This is a genomic window from Aeromonas sp. PrichA-15, from assembly GCF_017939245.1.
Classification (GTDB): Bacteria; Pseudomonadota; Gammaproteobacteria; order Enterobacterales; family Aeromonadaceae; genus Aeromonas; species Aeromonas caviae.
Genome location: NZ_JAGKRH010000372.1, coordinates 6,021 through 23,192, shown reverse-complemented (window position 1 = coordinate 23,192; position 17,172 = coordinate 6,021). Strand labels below are relative to the sequence as shown.

The following is a 17,172-nucleotide window of genomic DNA, read 5'->3' as shown; positions in this document are numbered from 1 at the left end:
GTCTTGAACCATGCGTATTTGGGGTAAGGTGCTTGGCGCCTTCTTCGGTTTTCTGCTCGGCAACATCTTCGGGGCCCTGCTGGGCCTGTGGATAGGTCACCGCTTCGATCGGGGCATGGGCATGTCCTTCCGCCGTGCCCCCAGCCAGCAGCAACAGGCGGTCTTTTTCCACGCCACCTTCGCCGTCATGGGCCACATCGCCAAGGCGAGCGGCCAGGTCACCGAACACGAGATCCGGGTGGCGTCCAACCTGATGGACAGGATGCGCCTCTCCGGTGAGCAGCGCGTGCGCGCCCAGGAGTCGTTCCGTCAGGGCAAGGAGAGCGACTTCCCGCTGCGCGAAACCCTGGCGGAGTTTCGCCAGGCCAGCCAGGGGCAGCGAGACATTCTGCGCTTCTTCCTCGAGGTCCAGCTGCAGGCCGCCTTTGCCGATGGCAAGGTGGAGGCCAACGAGCGCGCCATCCTGCAGACCATCGCCGACGAGCTGGGGTTCAGCCGTATCGAGCTGGCGCGGATCCTGGCGATGGCCGAGGCCCAGATGAACTTCTTCCACCGCCAGCAGCAGGGCGGTGGGCAGGGGCAGCAATACCGGCAGGAGCCCCCCTCCCGGGACCGCCTCAAGGATGCCTATCAGCTGCTCGGGGTGAGCGAGAGCGACAGCGATCAGGAGATCAAGCGCGCCTATCGCAAGGAGATGAGCAAGCATCACCCGGACAAGCTGGCCGCCAAGGGGTTGCCGCCGGAGATGATGGAGATGGCCAAGGAGAAGGCCCAGGAGATCCAGCAGGCCTGGGAGTGGATCCGCGAGGCTCGCGGTATCCGCTGAGCGGCGATGCCAGACATGAAAAAAGCCCGTCGATGACGGGCTTTTTTGTGGGGGCAAGCGAGGGTTAGTGGCTGTCGACCCAGACAAACTTGAGCACGAACAGCAGGGCCACCACCAGCACGCAGGGGTTGATCTCGCGCCAGCGGCCGGTGCCCGCCTTCATCACGCAGTAGGAGATGAAGCCCACGGCGATCCCCTCGGTGATGGAGAAGCTGAACGGCATCATGACGGCGGTCATGAAGGCCGGCACCGCCTCGGTCAGGTCTTCCCACTTCACCCGGGTCAGCTCGGAGCACATCAGCACGCCCACGTAGATAAGGGCGCCCGCGGCGGCGTAGGCCGGCACCATGGCGGCGACCGGGGAGAAGAGGATGGCCAGCAGGAACAGCACGCCGACCACGATGGCGGTCAGGCCGGTGCGACCGCCCACAGCGACCCCGGAGCTGCTCTCGATATACGCCGTCACGGAGGAGGTGCCCATAAAAGCGCCGCCGACGGAGCTCACGCTATCCACCACCAGGGCCTGCTTCATGCGCGGGAAGTGACCCCTGTCATCGGCCAGCTTGGCGCGGTTGGTGACGCCGATCAGGGTGCCGGAAGAGTCGAACAGGTTGACCAGCATAAAGGAGAAGATGATCCCCGCGAGGCTGATGTCGAGCGACCCCATCAGATCCAGCTGGCCGAAGACCGGTGCAATGCTCGGCGGCATGGAGACGAAGCCCTTGAAGGTGACATCCCCGAACAGGAAGCCCAGCCCTGTGGTGACCACCATGGAGATGAGCACGGCGGAGTGCACGCCACGGGCGGAGAAGATGCAGATCAGGAAGAAGCCCAGCAGCCCCAGCAGGCAGGGCAGGGAGGTGAGATTGCCCACGGTCACCATGGTCGCGGGGCTCGCGACAACGATGCCGGCGTTGTGCAGGCCGAGCAGGGCGATGAGCAGGCCGATGCCGGCGGTGATGCCGACTCGCAGGGTGAGCGGGATGTTGGCGATGAGCCAGTAGCGCACCCGCAGCAAGGTGAGGATCAGCAGGCCCAGGGCGCCCCAGAAGATGGTGCCCATGCCGACCTGCCAGGAGTAGCCCATGCCGGCCACCACCACGAAGGCGAAGAAGGCGTTGAGGCCCATGGCGGGCGCCAGGGCGATGGGCAGGTTGGCCAGGAGACCCATCAGGATGCTGCCGATGCCGGCGATGAGGCAGGTGGTGACGAACACGGCCTGGGTGTCCATGCCCGCAGCAGAGAGGATCTGCGGGTTGACGAACACGATGTAGACCATGGTCAGGAAGGTGGTGATACCGGCGATCACCTCGGTGCGGGCCGTGGTGCCATGACCGCGCAGGGCAAACAGGCGCTCGAGCAGTCCATGCCCGGCAGCCGGGCTGGCGGTCTGCCCGGTAGCGTGATGTGGTTGATTCATGTTGGATTCCAATGGGTAACGTGAAATAAGCAGCAGGGGGGCCGCACCCATCCATGCGGGGTGAAGGGCCCTGTTTCTGGCGGTGAAATGACCAGACTCGTCCTGATACCGTGACAGCGCGCACATTTTTACACAGGCGGCCAGGTTTACAAACCCCGGATCTGCGAGGCGGATCAATGAATAGAGTAAAAATTCAAACGTTTGCTCCGGGAGGCGTTAAAACGGGGCTCGATAGAACCTTATCTATGGGGGCCATCAACGGCTCTTCAGGTAGCGCTCGATAAGCTGGTTGAGCACGGCGTCGCTCTGCTCCAGCAAGGGGTCGAGTGCCAGCCCCAGGCGCTGCAGCAGCAGGCCGGCCTGGGCCTCGCTCAATTTGCGCCCCTCGATGAGGAACTCCTGCTCCGGCAACTGCTTGTCATGGCGGGGGATCAGCACCCAGTCAACCCGTTCGGGCTCGATGGCGGCAAAGACCCGACTGGCTGCCGTGCAGAAGGTGTCGATGTGGTGCTTGCCATCCGGCCCCAGGCAACCGGGTTCAAGCCGGATCTGGATGGTGAGTCTGGGGGCGGTGGGCTGGGTCATGGCGCGTTGTCACTGGGTGAAGGAGGGGATGATTGTAATCCGGAAGGCGATAAAAAGGGGAGCCCATGCTCCCCTTGTCATCACAGCGTTTGCCATGCCGTCCCCGGTCGGTGTGGTCCGGCAGGCCGCCTTGCTTCATCGCCAGGCGCAATTACTTGGCGATACGCTTGTATTTCGCGCGATGCGGCTGGACGGCCTCGGCGCCATAGGTCTTCTTCTTCCACTCTTCGTATTCGGTGAAGTTGCCCTCGAAGAACGCGATCTTGCCCTCGTCCTGATAGTCCAGGATGTGGGTGGCGATGCGGTCGAGGAACCAGCGGTCGTGGGAGATGACCATGGCACAACCCGGGAACTCCAGCAGGGCGTTTTCCAGGGCACGCAGGGTTTCGATGTCCAGGTCGTTGGTCGGTTCATCGAGGAGCAGCACGTTGCCGCCGGTCTGCAGCAGCTTGGCCAGATGCAGACGGCCACGCTCGCCACCGGAGAGCTCGCCGACGCGCTTCTGCTGGTCAGAGCCCTTGAAGTTGAAGCGACCGATGTAGGCGCGGCTCGGGAACTCGTAGTTGCCGATGCGCAGGATGTCCTGACCGTCGGCGACCTCTTCGAACACCGTCTTCTTGTCATCCATGCTGTCGCGGAACTGATCCACCGATGCCAGCACCACGGTTTCGCCCAGGGTGATGGCGCCGGAGTCCGGCTGCTCCTGGCCCGACATCATGCGGAACAGGGTCGACTTACCGGCACCGTTCGGGCCGATGATGCCGACGATGGCACCCTTGGGAATGGCGAACGACAGGTCATCGATCAGCACCCGATCACCGTAGGATTTGCGCAGGTTGGCTACTTCCACCACCTTGTCGCCGAGGCGCGGTCCAGGCGGAATGAACAGCTCGTTGGTCTCGTTGCGCTTCTGGTAGTCGTTGGTATTGAGCTCCTCGAAGCGAGCCATACGAGCCTTGGATTTGGCCTGACGACCTTTCGGATTCTGACGAACCCACTCCAGCTCCTTCTCGATGGACTTGCGACGGGCGGCTTCGGAACTCGCTTCCTGAGCCAGACGCGCGTCTTTCTGCTCCAGCCAGGAGGAGTAGTTGCCTTCCCAGGGGATGCCCTCGCCGCGGTCCAGCTCGAGGATCCAGCCCGCCACGTTGTCGAGGAAGTAGCGGTCGTGGGTGATGGCCACCACGGTGCCCTCGTAGTCGTGCAGGAAGCGCTCCAGCCAGGCCACGGACTCCGCATCCAGGTGGTTGGTCGGTTCGTCCAGCAGCAGCATGTCCGGTTTTTCCAGCAGCAGGCGGCACAGGGCCACGCGGCGACGCTCACCACCGGAGAGGTGCTTGATCTGGGCATCCCAGGCCGGCAGGCGCAGGGCGTCGGCCGCGCGCTCCAGCTGGTTTTCCATGTTGTGGCCGCCCTGGGCGGCGATGATGGCTTCCAGCTCGCCCTGCTCGCGGGCCAGCTTGTCGAAGTCGGCGTCCGGATCGGCATAGGCCGCATAGACCTCGTCCAGACGAGCCATGGCGCGTTTCACCTCGCCCACGGCCTCTTCCACCGCCTCGCGCACTGTCTGCTCCGGATCCAGCTTGGGCTCCTGAGGCAGGTAGCCGATCTTGATGCCGGGCTGCGGGCGGGCTTCCCCTTCGATCTCGGTGTCGAGCCCGGCCATGATGCGCAGCAGGGTGGACTTACCGGCGCCGTTCAGACCCAGCACGCCTATCTTGGCGCCCGGGAAGAAGGAGAGGGAGATGTTTTTGAGAATATGACGCTTGGGCGGCACGACCTTGCCGACCCTGTTCATGGTGTAAATAAATTGAGCCATTGGCTAATTCTCTTTAATTTACAGGTTGTTATTGTGTTGCTGTGAAATCTTGGGGCTGTATTGGGGCCAAATCTGAAAAGCTGGCCCCAAGCCTGCCCCAAACCCTGTCCGCTTCGTCGCGGTCTTGTTCGGGGATCCATTTGCCATAGACTGTTCGCACCATGGTGCTGTCCTCGTGCCCCAGGTATGACGCAACCCATTCAGGGTTGGCGCCAGCGGTCAGCATCCAGCAAGCAAATGTATGGCGCATATGGTATTGGGTTCGGCGGCGAATGCCAGCCCTCTTTATCAACCTGTCCCATTTGTCGCCCAAGGTGAAGGCTGTGTAGCAGATACTGAGCCCGGGCGTCTTGCTGGTGACGTCTGGACTAAATACAAACGTGACCTTCTCGTCGACCTGCCGGCGGTCCCTCAACGTCTTCTTGATGTAATGGGACTGGCGCATGGCTGTCATTGGCCGCATGCGCTTCAGCGCCTCGATTGCAGGGGGCAGGAGTACAATGGTTCGCTCATGTCCGGTCTTCGGTACCTTGAAGTTGCGGGCCTGGGTGATGTTGCGGCGGATTTGGAGCTCCCCGCGCTCCAGGTCAACATCCTCCCATGCTAGGGAGCAGAGCTCCCCAGTACGCATGCCTGTCCAGCATGCGAGCTGGATCCACATCGCATCCATATCGTGCCGAGCTGCTTCCTGCAGGCGCCGGAACTCATCTTGATCAAAAGGGTCTGGTTTATCCCGGATCACTTCCACCTTGGTCAGCACTGAAGAAAGGTCCTGGTGGGTGTAGCCGTTCTGCTTGGCGAAGTTGAACAGCCCAGCGGCGACCATCATGTAGTAGTTGACCGATCTCGGAGCCAAGGGCTTGCTGGTTCTGTTCCGCGGCTCGGTCATCAGGTACCGGCGCCATTGTTGCAGGTCTTCGGTCCGGAAGGTGCTGACGATCCGGGTGTGGTCCAGGTCGGCGGCCATCATCCCCAGAATGGAGCGATAGCGACCCCGGGCGTTATCGCCGATGTCCACATCCTTGATCTTCAGGTAGTGCTCCACTAGGTCACCTAGCGAAATGTCACGGCTTGCAGTCGTGCCAGCGAACCGGTGGGCATTCTTGCTGTCTGGGAAGTGCTTGGCGTAGTCGAACACCCCGATGGCAATCTCGTGCAGGATGGCCTCCCGTTTTCGGGAGGCATGCTTGATGTTGGCTTTGGTGGCCGGCATGTTGAGCGTTTCCCGGCATCGCTTGCCGTGGAAGCGGAAGTCGATGCGAAGGCTCTTGCCGTGTAGTTCGACACCTGGTGTTACCGCAACGATGTCGATCAGTTCTTGGTTCCGGTCAGCCAATCCTCATATCTCCGCCAGTGATAGACATACTTCCCATCCGGGGCCAACTTGTAGTGGACCCCCTCTATAAGCTGGCCCTTCTTCCGCTTCTCGCTGATGGCCTTCTCAGTGTACCCGAACATCTCCCCCAAAACTCGAGGCAGAACCCAACTGGGGCGTTCCATCACAACCACTTTCTGATGCATATTCATGTCTCCTTTACGCCTCACTGCGAGAAGAGCGGCCCCATGGGGCCACTGTCTTTCGTTGGCCTAGAACGGCAGATCGTCGTCATAATCGATGGGTGGTTCGGTGTAGGCCGGCGACTGCGCCGGTTGTTGGGTTGGCCTTGGCTGACCGCTTGCTCCCTGCTGTTTCCCTCCTCCATTCCCTCCCAACATCTGCATCACACCGGTGAAGCTGTCGACCAGCACCTCGGTGGTGTAGCGTTCCTGTCCGCTCTGATCCTGCCATTTGCGAGTCCGCAGTTTGCCCTCCGCATAGACCTGGGAGCCCTTCTTCAGGTGCTTCCCTGCCACCTCAGCCAGCATTCCCATGAACACGACACGATGCCACTCGGTGCGCTCCTTGGCCTCGCCGGTCTGCTTGTCACGCCATGTTTCTGAGGTAGCCAGGGTGATGCTGGTGACAGCTTTCCCGCCGGACATGTAGCGCACTTCCGGATCCTGACCCAGGTTGCCGATCAGGATTACTTTGTTGATACCGCGGCTGGCCATCAGCGATGCTCCAGGGCTTGATGGAGTTGCTGGAACTTGGCGTTGACCTGCTTCCATTCGGGATCCTTTGCCTGCTTGAGGCAGTGGATACGACGGGCCATCGCGAACTTGGCCTTCTCCAGCATGTTGGCGCTGGTGGCGTGGTGCTGGGCTTTCTTGTAGGAGAGGGCCGCATCCTGATGGTTGCCGGCATGCTCCTGCTGGATGGCCTGCTTGAGATCATCCCGGCAATTGCGCTGGTAAAGTTTGATATGCATCGTGTCCTCCAGGACAGTCGTGGTTCGTTACACCCAGGCAGCATGGCCGGGCATTCAATTCAGGGGGGATTCAATCTCCTGGCACTCCAGTTCGTTGAAATTCAGATACTGGGCCGGGGCCTTGTCGATGGCGGCCAGCCGGATCTGTTGGTGGGTCATCGGGTGGTGCGCCTCGATGGTCCCGGTCAGGCGATCCGGCGCAGCCCCCAACTCTGTGGCCGCATTCAGGGTGTAGCTGTAACGGTGCATTGGCCTGCTCCTTTGGTTGTGTCGATCTGCCAGCGGTATCCGCCGTGTTTTTCCTGCTGGCCAGCAAGACAGCGGGTGATGCCAACTCGGACAAAGCCGCCCTTGGTCTCTGCGTCGGTGACGCTGTCGAACCGGACCACCAGATCCCCGCAAGTGCCTATCACTGGGGTCTTGCGCCACTGCGGCGGTTTCACCATGTCAACGAAGAGACGGCGGGTATGGCGCCCGCGACCGTTGTCCCCAACCATGCAGAAGTGTTCAATCCGGGTGGTGAAGCGGGACTCTCGGTGGATCTGGCCCATCACGATGCTGGCCTCACTGACAGTGAGGGAGAACTTGGCGGCCACCTCGGCACTGATGGCGCCGCCGGTTCGGGCATGAATCCATTCGGCAATGTCCTGAACGATGCTCATACGCTTCCCGCCTCGATCTGCGCCAGTACCTGCTGGGCGTCCTCTCGCACACCCAGCTCATCGCCGTCGAACGTCTTGATGTAGGCGTGAATCCCATGCCAACGTGAGCTGAGAGAGGCCTCGCTCACCTTGGCTATGGCGTCCAGCGCCAAGTGGTGTTTTTGTCCTTTGGTATCGGTGACTGTGATCATGCTGATACCCCCTTACATCAGCGCCAACGCAATGAGCGCGGCCAGTGTGTTGAGCACCAGGATGGTGAGCCCGGCGGCTTGCTGCTTGGTCATGCTGCACCGCCTTGCTGACTCGAATCGCTGACACCTCCGTGAGCAGCTATGATTGCGGTCGCCTGATTTACCGTGAGGCCGCTGGCGATGAGCCCGTCAGGGCCATGAATTGAAACGAGTTCATCCCGCCAGTCACCTGACATCATTCGCCATGCAACCTGTTTGGAGCATGCGCCCTCTGTCACGGCGTCACCTTGCGTCCCCGGTTTTAATCCAAACGCTTCTTGATGGGCCTCAGCTTCATTTTTCAGAAGTGAATACAACCCATAAAGCGCCAGATTGCCGATGAGGGCATTCTCAATGGCTCTTCTGGCCCTACATGAAAAGAGGTCGGTTGGGTTGTCATCAAGCCCTGGAATCAGGTAATCAGACAGGCCAAGCGTGATCTCCAGAGCGTCGCTAAAGACATTGAAGCGGTCGATAATCACCTGCGGGTCCAGCTCTGATGCTTCAGCAAACGACTCGATATCGTCCTCCATGACCATGCTTGTCAGTAATTCACGGAGGGCATAGTACATACGGCGGCGTTCAGACCCCGGCTTGGCATTTTTTAACATCTCTATAGTCTTGATGAGCTCGGGCCGGTCTATCAGGGATTGAATGAGATCGAGCAGTGGCTCGACAATTGGAACCTCAAACTGTGGTGTTTTCGCATTCATCACCCAATGCCTCGCTCTCGTCTTCGGTAGGTCTCACAATGTTGCTGATGGTTTCAAAGACAGGGTTTGCTGCCAGATAGATTTTGCTGGCCCCCTCCCACAGGCGCTCTCTGTCGGGACAGTCTGGAGAGGCAGCAACTCCCCTCATCTCCATGCCATCTAGTAGGGCGTTGCCATACCAACCAAGCAGTACAATTAGCCGCTTGAGTTGAACCGGATCGTCGCCGGCCAAAACTGCCGTGATCTGTTCATGGTTCATCATTTGATCTTCTCCTTAATTAATGCAGGGTGAGGGGTTCATGCCATCACCTCATTCACTCGGTTAATGGCGTTGATCATCACGCTCTTTTGGGTGACGGGGCTGAGGGTCGGCTCGTTATGCAGGGCGTTCATAAAGGCGATGACGGCCTCCTGGCGGTGCAGGTCGAGCATGGGGAAGGCCTCGGTGAAGTTGTATCCTTCAACCTCCTTCAGAGTGGAGACAGCCTTGCGCAGCAGCACCTTGGTTTCCTCGTCCAAAGTGGTGTATTCGTCCATGAGCTGCTCATCGCTGACTGAGATGGCGATCGCTACCTCCCGGGCGGTGTAGTGCTCCTTGGCGCCGTAGAGCACGGTCAGCACGGCGACAAAGCACGACCACTCGGCGCCGCCCAAATTGAGCTCGTTGTTCTGGTAGTCAAAGGCCCAGTCCTCGAGCGGCTTGGTGCTGGGTTCCTCGGTTGGGTGGTGGGCATCCAGCAGCTCGAGCTTCCGCTCTGCATGGTTTGGCTCTGGGCTGGTGGCTTCGGCACTCTGCGCCAACAGCTCGGCGGCCTTGGCGGTGGCCAGTTCCAGCAGATCGCCTGGGGCCGTCAGGTTGTCGATGATCCAGGCAGCCAGCTCTGCAGTCCTGGCCGGTGTCAGGATGTCCGCATCGTCGATCTGGTAGATAACCCCCTTCACTGCGGGGTGGCGTTGCCAGTGGGGCAGGGTGGGGGAACGACTCTCTTCTGCGACAAAACCCTGATGGATAGGCTTGCCGGCCAGCAGGTTGGCGACGGCCAGATCGAGCCGATAGAAGATCTCGGAGAGCGGATAAGGCTCGTCCAGCCAGCCTTGCACATAACCCCTGACCGTATCCTGTTGCTCTTCGCCGAGATCAACGCACTCAATCTGCTTGGCCATGATGCTGCTGGCATCGGCATAGCCCAGTTCGGCCGCCGCCGCGGCGCTGGCCTCGTTATCGTCGGCTGCTGGTGGTTCCCCCGCGGCCGGTTCTGTTTCGGCGGGTTGCTCCTGGGTGACCACGGGGGTCAGCTTGGGCGTGGCGTTACGGATAACGTGATCGGCGGCCAGGGTGAGCTCTACCGCTTGGCGGTGGATCATGTCGAGGATGATGGTGCCGGTGGTGATGAGGTCGTCACGGCGCAGGCGTGCCTCGGGGCGGCGCTCGCCCTGCCAGCTGGCGTCGAAGATCACTACGGCTGAGGCGAAGCCGCTAGAGCTGGGCTTGTCCTTCTTGGGGTCGCGAGGCACGTACCAGCTCGGTACCTCAAAGCCGATACGGCCGCTGATGAACTGGATGAAGTCGGCATCTTCCGGCCACCAGGTTTCGCTGGTGGCGGCCTTGATGAGCAACATGATCTTGGCGCCCAGCGCCCGTTGCTCGCGGCAGTAGTTGAGGATGGCCTCCATCCCGGTGATGGGGTTCCCCTCGCTATCCGTACAGGGGCGCGAGTAGGGCGGGTTGGCGTAGGCGGCGCCCCCCAGGCGGCGCAGGTCGGCGGCCAGCTCCTGGGTCAGGGCGTTGTCTGCGGCATCGTAGTAGTGCGGCAGCAGGTGGTTGCAGTCGTCGGCGAACATGTCGAGCACCACCGGCCCCAGGGTGGGGGCGAACTTGTGGAACAGGCCCCAGGCCAGCGCCTTGGGGGTCTGCCATTGGTCGCCAATCTGCTTAAGCTCGTGGTCAGGCTGGGCCTGCAGTTCGGACAGCGCTTGGGCGTAGTGGTTCATGCCGCCACCTCGGGGCTGGTGGGGTACCAGGCAAATCCGTCTTCGGCTTGGCGGATGACCTTGCCGCACTTCATGGCGAGGTGGAACTCGGCGGTGGCGCCCTGGCTATCGCGCCAGCCCGGGAGCATGACCAGCTCGTCGGCGAGCATGACCATGGGCAGGCAGCAGGACATGTACTCGGCTTGGTTCAGGCCCTCGGGGAGGGTGGCAGGGTTGAGCGGGATATGGCCGCGCTCACGCTGGTGGTTGGCCTCGGCATGGAAGGCGGGGCGGTTGCAGTCAGGCAGGCCCGACATGGGGCCGGCGATGTAGATGCGCTTGTGGTAGTGTTGGTTCGACATGGTTTATCCCGTTCACTAGTGTGTACGAGACAAAAATATGCGCTTGAAGCAAATGCGTCAAGCGCATATTGGTGTTCGTAAGAAGCCCACCGTGCTGGTGGGCTCTTACTCTTATGTCGGATTCAGGTGGTTGCGTACTTCTCAGCAAAGCTCTGATCTGACGAGCAGAGATAAATGATGAACTCGATAAAAGCGATAAAAGACGGGATGAATGTCCAGCAGAAGACCAGATATAGAATCCCCTGCATGGTCTTACCAAGATAAAACTTGTGAATGCCTAAGCCACCCAAGAAGAGGGCCAGCAATGCCGCCGTGATCCTGCTCTTACTCGTGCCATATACTGCTCCACAATGTGGGCAGGACACCGCCGTTTTATGAATCTCTTTACCGCAGCCGCGGCAAAAAACCATCTCTGACATATTAACTCCTTGTTGGTTTGACGATCTTGCTACTCATTCGCTGAGTGATTTTCTTCACGTTTGCGTCCTTGACGAAATCAAACTGCATTATCCCAAGGCTTGAGGTCTAGATCATAAACTCTGAAGCCAGCTAGAATGTTCCAGCACTTTCCACTGTGAATACAGTGGCTTTTGAATATGGCAGTTTAAAAAACTCAGCTTTTTAACCAGTTATCACTTGGCTATCGATAGAAATCAGGCGGCGATCAGTAGGTACGCCGTGAGGCGACAACGAATTGTTTTTATCGATCGTAGGTCTTGCCGCCAGTCGAAATACTGTAGAGCCATGAACTGTAAGGAAGCCGCCCCAAAATCGTGGCATTTTTCCCAACTGCAGCAATTGTCATTCCCCTACATAGGAGGCTAACACCACCTTGCATTCTCTCACACATAGCATCCGGGCTGTCGATGAACTCTGTCTTGTTCAGGCGAATGATAATAGCGGTCTGACCTTTCGGTATAGCTCCAATTGGTGGTATGACAAACAGGGTAAGTTGCGTGTAGCAAACGATTGTTGTCACTGCGAGAATTACTAGACCTGTGAGTGTTATTTTTTTCATCCTTGATTTCTCCTTTTCGCCAATTCCTAGATCAACTACTTATTGGCACTACGGCTTATGAAACGGCTACCAGCTCAGCTCTTCACTGCTGGCCTTCAGGTTTTCTTGGTACATCATCCAGAGGGTGTTGTAATTGCACATATCAATGCCGCCATCACAGTAGTCCAGAATCACTCGGTCCATGATGTCACGGTTTTTGGCTTGGGTGGCTTGCTTGAAGTCGGCGAGGTTCTGCTGTTCCATCATACGCAAGGTGGTGGGCTGGCACATATCGAGCTGGCCGTCGCAGTAGTCGTGCTTGACACGATCCTTGATATAAGCGATCACCTCCTTTTTCTGGGCCTCGGTACCGTCGAAGTCCATGGGGTGGATAAATCCCGCCTGGGCAAGCAGCGGCACGCTGGCGATCAGCAAGGTGGCAAGTCGTTTCATGTATTTCTCCCATAAAAAAGCCCGACATGTCGGGCTATAGTACGTTGTTTGTCATTATAATTGTGAGGCGAAGGTCAAAATCCTATCTTCATCATTTGCCGATACCGTCATAATATCATTTTGTTTGAAAATGCTATTTGCCATATTAATTGCCGTATCAATCCCTCTATCAATGCTCTCTTGGGGAAGCTCAAGCGGCATTATCACGTTTCGAGGCTCAAGTATGCCGGCTCCGAATAATCTATGAAGGCGGCTGGCCCATTGCTCGGCGGTCTCAACGATCTTGTTGGGGGCGCCGCTAGTCAAGCTAAGAGGGCGAATCGCCTTCATGGTTTTGCCATTTTTCTGGTGAGTGAACGGAATACTGGCTTTTACCAGCCCCATGTCATCTTCCAAGCTACGTTGTTGGTAGTGCTTGCGTAGATCGTGCTGCTCCAGCAGAGTTCGCATTGTTCTCTCCAACTGCTCGGTTGCCGAGGGGTGCTTGGAAAAGCTGTGGTGAACGTAGTGTTGGTACAGGCCGTCCAGCGCATCTTGCAGTTCGCCATCCATGATGGCCGGCCTGACATGGCTGTAGTAGATGAGCCCTTCCTTAACCTTGGTCACCTCCTGGAACAGCGACCGCATGCCTTCCGGTGTATAGCCACGCACAGTCATCGTCTTGACGCGTTCAAGCTCGCTGGCGATGTAGCTAGTCGCCCGGTTTGGCAGTTGGCGATCCAGGTCGCTGAAAAAAGATCTTACTCTTGAAAAACTTTTAGTTTCAATACGATAGTCAAAGAATCCCACTTTGGGGGCGCACATCACCACCCCTACGTTGGCAAACTCTTCAGTTTCTCGGTAGGGGCGGAACTGCACAGTGGCATAGAGAACTTCATGCTTCATGGCGTAATCCAGCTCCAAAAATCGGGGTCATTATACTTTCTCAGTATGGGGGAGATGACATCGTTGATCACCTCTTTTCCATCGCGTCTACTGCTGTTGGCTTCCTCAATCCAGCTCTCTGGGATGGTGGCGATGATGTGAGGCAACAGCTCCATACAGCGCTGTATTCGTGTTTCATACTCCGCTTTAGTCACCATATCATCTAGGCTAACCCCCGCATTTTCACCACAAAAAACATGGTGCGTCGCCAACTTTGCAAGATCTTCATCAGGGTTTAGCGCAAGGTTGTGATCAAAAACCCAAAGTTGCTGCGGATTGAGAATGTCTTGAAGCAGATTCACGTTACCGCCTTGCCCAGACAGGGTGCGGTCACCATTTTTTATCCAAGCATCGAAAACCAGAATATCCGTTTTGAGCTGAGGTAGAACTGATAAAGAGGCTTGCCTCGTTAATGTCACAGAGGTTTCTTGATAGAGGGATGCGAAGCCAACTGTATCATCGGGCTCGTTACAAATATCGCCGTTCTGTTTGATCAGACGCGGCATATCGATCACCAGTCTGCAAGGGGGAACCGGGAGACCGAAGGCGATGGCCAGATGACCACAAATCCATTCGGCAATTAGCTCATAAGGAGGTACTTCCCCTAGCGTCTTGATGACATAGTCTTTGCCGTCACTGCATCTGCATAACCTGGCTCCGGTTCTGCCGTCGTCCATCACACGATGAATGCGGATAGCCGAATAGTGATATGTATCTATTGCCAGTTCCAATATCGTCACTCGCTGTTAACGACGCTTTCTACGGCGGCGGTGTTCCACCATGGTACCGATGATCTGGATATGCTGACGGTCTGAGCGCATGGTGGGGTAGTCGTCATTGAGTGGTGCCAGCTCGAAAATTTCTTGGCCATCTTCGCCATAACCCCGGGGGCGGTACTTCTTGAAGGTGGCTTCCTCTTCGCCGTTCTTTGCGACTACAAAGTCGCCTGGATGGAGCGGCTCGTCCGGGTCGATCAGCACCAGGTCCCCTTCGGTAAATTCAGGTTCCATGGAGTTGCCCCGGATCACGATGGCAAAGGCGCGCTGTCCTAAGTCAAGATCGGTAGTGATATAGGCCATGTTGCCGTCACACTCACGGATCTCGCTGGTTTCGGTCCAGACCCCGGCCTGTACATAGGTAATCACAGGGATCCTGTGAAAATCCGGTGTTGCTAACTCCATGTTCTGGTGCTGAGCTGGCTGCTGATGGTCAGAAAACAGTTCAGCAACGGGAACTCTTAATGCTTCCGCGATCTTCGAGAGTAACTGGGGGCTAAAGCCCTGTATATCCCGCTCCAATCGAGAAATGTTGCCAACGTCGCTATCAACTTGGGTTGCCAGCTCGCTGATGGTCATTTTGCGCTCCTTTCTGAGCGCTCTGATTTTTGCTCCGACTTTCATTTGCTCATGATTGCAATTTATATGCGAATCACGCAAAGCGTGACACGCATATAATTCTGTGTTTTTATATGCGCAATGCGCATATATGGAGGCGTTCATGCTTACTCCTCTTCGAAAGCTGCGGGAGCAGCAGAAGGTAACGATCAATGAGCTGAGTCAGGCCGTTGGAATCGATGTTGGCAACTTGAGCCGCATTGAACGCGGTCTTCAACGGGCATCATTTGAGAGGGCCCAGCGGATAGCTGACTTTTTTTCTAAAAAAATCAGCGTTATGGAAATCATTTACCCAGAGCATCGGCAGTAACGACAGCCTTGCGTGCTCGATGAGAACCATCATGACAAAACCCACCAGAACAACCACGAGAGTGAAGCGGGAACACTCCCACCTTTCTGACCCCATTGACGCCGCTTATCAGCTGAGCCGCCGGTACAACATCACCGACCTGGCCCGCCTGATGGGCTCCAAGCGCCCGACCACCCTGAACAACAAGTTCAATCCTGCTTGCGAAGACCACCACCTGACCCTGTCCGAGGCGATGGCGGTGACCGAGCTGACCGGTGATAACGCCATCCTGCAGGCCTGGGCGCTGGCCCGCGGCCATACGCTGGTGGCCCTGCCGGATAGCACGGTGACCGAAGAGGAGCTGGCCGACCAGGTGATGCTGGTGGGCGAGGTGGTGGCGGCGGTGTTTGGCGAGCTGCGGGAGGCGCGGCAAGACGGGGTGATCGACCCAATGGAGCGGCAGGCCATCACGGCGGCAGTGCACCGGGCCATCAAGGAGCTGTTGAGCCTGGAAGAGTCGGTAGCCAGTCAGGTGCGCCCGTTCCCGGGGCCACATGCACAAGGAGAGAAGTGATGAAGGAAGCACAAAAAGAGTGGGCCGGCGCTGCGGTAACAGCCCGACCCGAGGTTGGTTTTCGCGGAGAAAACAACGTGGACAAGCGTACCCAACAATCGCCGAGGGCGCAAGGCAGTCGCCGCTCGTGCATCCCGCCCATGTTGCCGAAGCTGGTGGTGGGCACCCGGGGGGCCTTCTTGGTCTACAGCGGGTTGCGCATTCCGGCCACGGCCGAGCAGGTGCAACGCCATCTGGCCTGTTTGCAGCAACACCTGCAGGAGGTGGCCCATGCATCCTGAGCTGTTTATCGAGCGCAACGTGGCGCAGATCCTGACGGCGGGGGGGATACACCCCGGATGTGGTGCACACCGCAACCCAGGCGGCTCTGCGGCATTTTCGCACCACGCCGTGCTTTGCCAAGGGGCAGGCCTTTGCCAAGTGTCTGGCGGAGGGAAAGAAGATGGCCAAGTTGCTGCAGCGCAAGCTGCGCCAGCAGGAGAGGGACGCCAAGAAGGCGGCCAAACCGACGCGAGTGAAGAAGGTGAGCCATGGGTGAGGTAGTCAGACTGGCGGCCCCGGTGGCCGCCCCTGTTTCGCGAGGATGCAATGTGGCCGACAACCGTCGCAGTGGGTTTGTCCTGCTGTACAAGAGCCTGAAGGAGGTGCCGTTTTACCGCGATCCGGTGCGCAAGGCGCTGTGGCTGCACCTGCTGCTGGAGGCGGCGCACGAGCGCTGCGAGGTGAGCTTCAACGGCAATCGCCTGTTGATCCAGCGTGGCCAGGTCGTAGGCTCTGCCCGTTCCCTTGGGGAGGCCTGTGGCATCTCCGAAGACAGTGCCCGCCGATCCCTGGATGCTTTCGAGCAGGAGGGGATGATCAGCCGCTCCAGCAAGCAGGGTACCCGTGGTTATACCCTGGTCACCCTGCTCAATTACGACCCTTACCAGCGCGGAGTTTCAGAACACATTGGCGCGGAGTTGGGCGCGGAGTTGCAACCCGCATCAGAGCAGGGGACGGAGGGGGTATCGCAATCTGATGGCGCGGAGTTAGGCGCGGAGTATCACGCCGAAGATCTAAACAAGATAAACAATAAAACAAACAAAGATCTTAAAGACTCTTCGTCGCAACTCGCTGACGCGACTTTCGACCAGCAGGGGGAGGGAACTGCCATCGAGGGGGTTGCCGCTCCCGAACCCAAGGCCCGGGTGATTCCCGAGGCTGCCATCCAAACCCCGAGCGGCAAGGCGTGGGGAACCGGTGATGACCTGATGACCGCGCAGTGGATGTTCCGGCGGGTGCAGTTGATCACCCCGACCGCCATTGAGCCGAACTGGGCGCAGTGGGCGAACGTGATACGGCTGATGCGCGAGCTGGACCAGCGCAGCCACCGCGATATCTGCGAGCTGTATGACTGGGTGAGCCGGGATGCGTTCTGGTGTGCCAACGTGCTGTCGCCGCAGAAGCTGCGCCAGAAGTGGGACCAGCTGCAGGCCAAGCGCGGTAATCCATCTGGCGGCCACCAGCGCCCCCTGTCCAATCTGGCGCAAGCCCAACAGCAGGCCCAGGCCCTGCGAGCCGCGGGGGTCGATTATGACGACAACACTCCCCTCTAACGTGACCAGCCTGCCCGTGAATCAGGCCAGTCTGCAGGTGAGCACCGGT

Annotated in this window: 26 protein-coding genes; 6 read left to right on the top strand and 20 right to left on the bottom strand. The window is 58.6% G+C overall.

The features are described from left to right. The first annotated feature begins 10 nt into the window (after positions 1-10). Entirely contained in the window at positions 11-826 is an 816-nt protein-coding gene (gene djlA, locus J9889_RS23525) for a co-chaperone DjlA (protein WP_043758302.1), read from the top strand. A 64-nt stretch (positions 827-890) separates the two neighbouring features. On the opposite strand, the gene J9889_RS23520 is transcribed toward djlA, so the two are convergent. The 20 genes from J9889_RS23520 to J9889_RS23425 form a co-directional block, all read right to left on the bottom strand. Further along, positions 891-2,246, bottom strand: a complete 1,356-nt coding sequence (locus J9889_RS23520; RefSeq protein WP_210558411.1) for an NCS2 family permease — start codon at positions 2,244-2,246, stop codon at positions 891-893. 255 nt (positions 2,247-2,501) lie between these two features. Continuing rightward, complete coding sequence (locus J9889_RS23515; RefSeq protein ID WP_210558409.1) at positions 2,502-2,831, bottom strand: hypothetical protein; 330 nt, start codon at positions 2,829-2,831, stop codon at positions 2,502-2,504. A gap of 151 nt (positions 2,832-2,982) precedes the next feature. After that, positions 2,983-4,650 carry an energy-dependent translational throttle protein EttA gene (gene ettA, locus J9889_RS23510; protein WP_043758312.1) on the bottom strand — a complete coding sequence of 556 codons (1,668 nt, stop codon included), beginning with the start codon at positions 4,648-4,650 and terminating at the stop codon, positions 2,983-2,985. A 28-nt stretch (positions 4,651-4,678) separates the two neighbouring features. Then, positions 4,679-5,986: a DUF3596 domain-containing protein gene (locus J9889_RS23505; protein WP_128341967.1), complete on the bottom strand. Its 1,308-nt coding sequence runs from the start codon at positions 5,984-5,986 to the stop codon at positions 4,679-4,681. Further along, positions 5,962-6,150, bottom strand: coding sequence for an excisionase family protein (gene xisR, locus J9889_RS23500; protein ID WP_223918428.1), 189 nt, complete (start codon positions 6,148-6,150; stop codon positions 5,962-5,964). Before xisR ends, J9889_RS23505 begins: the two co-directional genes overlap by 25 nt. An 87-nt stretch (positions 6,151-6,237) precedes the next feature. Then, complete coding sequence (gene ssb, locus J9889_RS23495; protein ID WP_210558408.1) at positions 6,238-6,702, bottom strand: single-stranded DNA-binding protein; 465 nt, start codon at positions 6,700-6,702, stop codon at positions 6,238-6,240. Continuing rightward, complete coding sequence (locus J9889_RS23490; protein WP_210558406.1) at positions 6,702-6,959, bottom strand: hypothetical protein; 258 nt, start codon at positions 6,957-6,959, stop codon at positions 6,702-6,704. Before J9889_RS23490 ends, ssb begins: the two co-directional genes overlap by 1 nt. Before the next feature lie 54 nt (positions 6,960-7,013). Beyond that, the gene (locus J9889_RS23485; protein WP_210558404.1) at positions 7,014-7,208 is read right to left on the bottom strand and encodes a hypothetical protein; all 195 of its coding nucleotides are present in this window, start codon (positions 7,206-7,208) and stop codon (positions 7,014-7,016) included. Further along, positions 7,184-7,621 (bottom strand): hypothetical protein, encoded by a 438-nt coding sequence (locus J9889_RS23480; RefSeq protein WP_210558402.1) that lies wholly within the window; start codon positions 7,619-7,621, stop codon positions 7,184-7,186. Before J9889_RS23480 ends, J9889_RS23485 begins: the two co-directional genes overlap by 25 nt. Beyond that, positions 7,618-7,812, bottom strand: coding sequence for a hypothetical protein (locus tag J9889_RS23475; RefSeq protein WP_210558400.1), 195 nt, complete (start codon positions 7,810-7,812; stop codon positions 7,618-7,620). The genes J9889_RS23480 and J9889_RS23475 overlap by 4 nt, the downstream gene beginning before the upstream one ends. 89 nt (positions 7,813-7,901) lie before the next feature. Continuing rightward, the gene (locus tag J9889_RS23470; RefSeq protein ID WP_210558398.1) at positions 7,902-8,564 is read right to left on the bottom strand and encodes a hypothetical protein; all 663 of its coding nucleotides are present in this window, start codon (positions 8,562-8,564) and stop codon (positions 7,902-7,904) included. Further along, positions 8,539-8,826, bottom strand: a complete 288-nt coding sequence (locus J9889_RS23465; protein ID WP_210558396.1) for a hypothetical protein — start codon at positions 8,824-8,826, stop codon at positions 8,539-8,541. Before J9889_RS23465 ends, J9889_RS23470 begins: the two co-directional genes overlap by 26 nt. A 35-nt stretch (positions 8,827-8,861) precedes the next feature. Then, positions 8,862-10,556: a phage N-6-adenine-methyltransferase gene (locus tag J9889_RS24405; protein WP_246878184.1), complete on the bottom strand. Its 1,695-nt coding sequence runs from the start codon at positions 10,554-10,556 to the stop codon at positions 8,862-8,864. Next, positions 10,553-10,897, bottom strand: a complete 345-nt coding sequence (locus J9889_RS23455) for a DUF4406 domain-containing protein (RefSeq protein ID WP_210558394.1) — start codon at positions 10,895-10,897, stop codon at positions 10,553-10,555. The genes J9889_RS24405 and J9889_RS23455 overlap by 4 nt, the downstream gene beginning before the upstream one ends. Positions 10,898-11,019: 122 nt before the next feature. Continuing rightward, positions 11,020-11,316, bottom strand: coding sequence for a TM2 domain-containing protein (locus tag J9889_RS23450; protein ID WP_246875546.1), 297 nt, complete (start codon positions 11,314-11,316; stop codon positions 11,020-11,022). Positions 11,317-11,597: 281 nt separating this feature from the next. Continuing rightward, positions 11,598-11,915: a hypothetical protein gene (locus J9889_RS23445; protein ID WP_182951248.1), complete on the bottom strand. Its 318-nt coding sequence runs from the start codon at positions 11,913-11,915 to the stop codon at positions 11,598-11,600. Positions 11,916-11,981: 66 nt separating this feature from the next. Then, positions 11,982-12,347 (bottom strand): hypothetical protein, encoded by a 366-nt coding sequence (locus J9889_RS23440; RefSeq protein ID WP_182951246.1) that lies wholly within the window; start codon positions 12,345-12,347, stop codon positions 11,982-11,984. A 54-nt stretch (positions 12,348-12,401) separates the two neighbouring features. After that, positions 12,402-13,232 (bottom strand): DUF3037 domain-containing protein, encoded by an 831-nt coding sequence (locus tag J9889_RS23435; RefSeq protein WP_182951243.1) that lies wholly within the window; start codon positions 13,230-13,232, stop codon positions 12,402-12,404. Next, entirely contained in the window at positions 13,229-14,002 is a 774-nt protein-coding gene (locus tag J9889_RS23430) for a HipA family kinase (RefSeq protein WP_232092693.1), read from the bottom strand. The genes J9889_RS23435 and J9889_RS23430 overlap by 4 nt, the downstream gene beginning before the upstream one ends. Before the next feature lie 15 nt (positions 14,003-14,017). Further along, entirely contained in the window at positions 14,018-14,671 is a 654-nt protein-coding gene (locus J9889_RS23425) for an XRE family transcriptional regulator (RefSeq protein WP_210558455.1), read from the bottom strand. A 97-nt stretch (positions 14,672-14,768) separates the two neighbouring features. On the opposite strand from J9889_RS23425, the gene J9889_RS23420 reads away from it, so the two are divergent. From J9889_RS23420 to J9889_RS23400, 5 genes are all read left to right on the top strand, one after another. After that, positions 14,769-14,975 (top strand): helix-turn-helix transcriptional regulator, encoded by a 207-nt coding sequence (locus tag J9889_RS23420; protein WP_076362731.1) that lies wholly within the window; start codon positions 14,769-14,771, stop codon positions 14,973-14,975. Between the two features lie 31 nt (positions 14,976-15,006). Further along, the gene (locus tag J9889_RS23415) at positions 15,007-15,528 is read left to right on the top strand and encodes a phage regulatory CII family protein (protein WP_246875548.1); all 522 of its coding nucleotides are present in this window, start codon (positions 15,007-15,009) and stop codon (positions 15,526-15,528) included. After that, positions 15,528-15,809 (top strand): hypothetical protein, encoded by a 282-nt coding sequence (locus tag J9889_RS23410; RefSeq protein ID WP_244812966.1) that lies wholly within the window; start codon positions 15,528-15,530, stop codon positions 15,807-15,809. The genes J9889_RS23415 and J9889_RS23410 overlap by 1 nt, the downstream gene beginning before the upstream one ends. Before the next feature lie 62 nt (positions 15,810-15,871). Continuing rightward, positions 15,872-16,066 (top strand): hypothetical protein, encoded by a 195-nt coding sequence (locus J9889_RS23405; RefSeq protein WP_210558392.1) that lies wholly within the window; start codon positions 15,872-15,874, stop codon positions 16,064-16,066. After that, entirely contained in the window at positions 16,059-17,123 is a 1,065-nt protein-coding gene (locus tag J9889_RS23400) for a hypothetical protein (RefSeq protein WP_210558390.1), read from the top strand. Before J9889_RS23405 ends, J9889_RS23400 begins: the two co-directional genes overlap by 8 nt. Positions 17,124-17,172 lie beyond the last annotated feature (49 nt).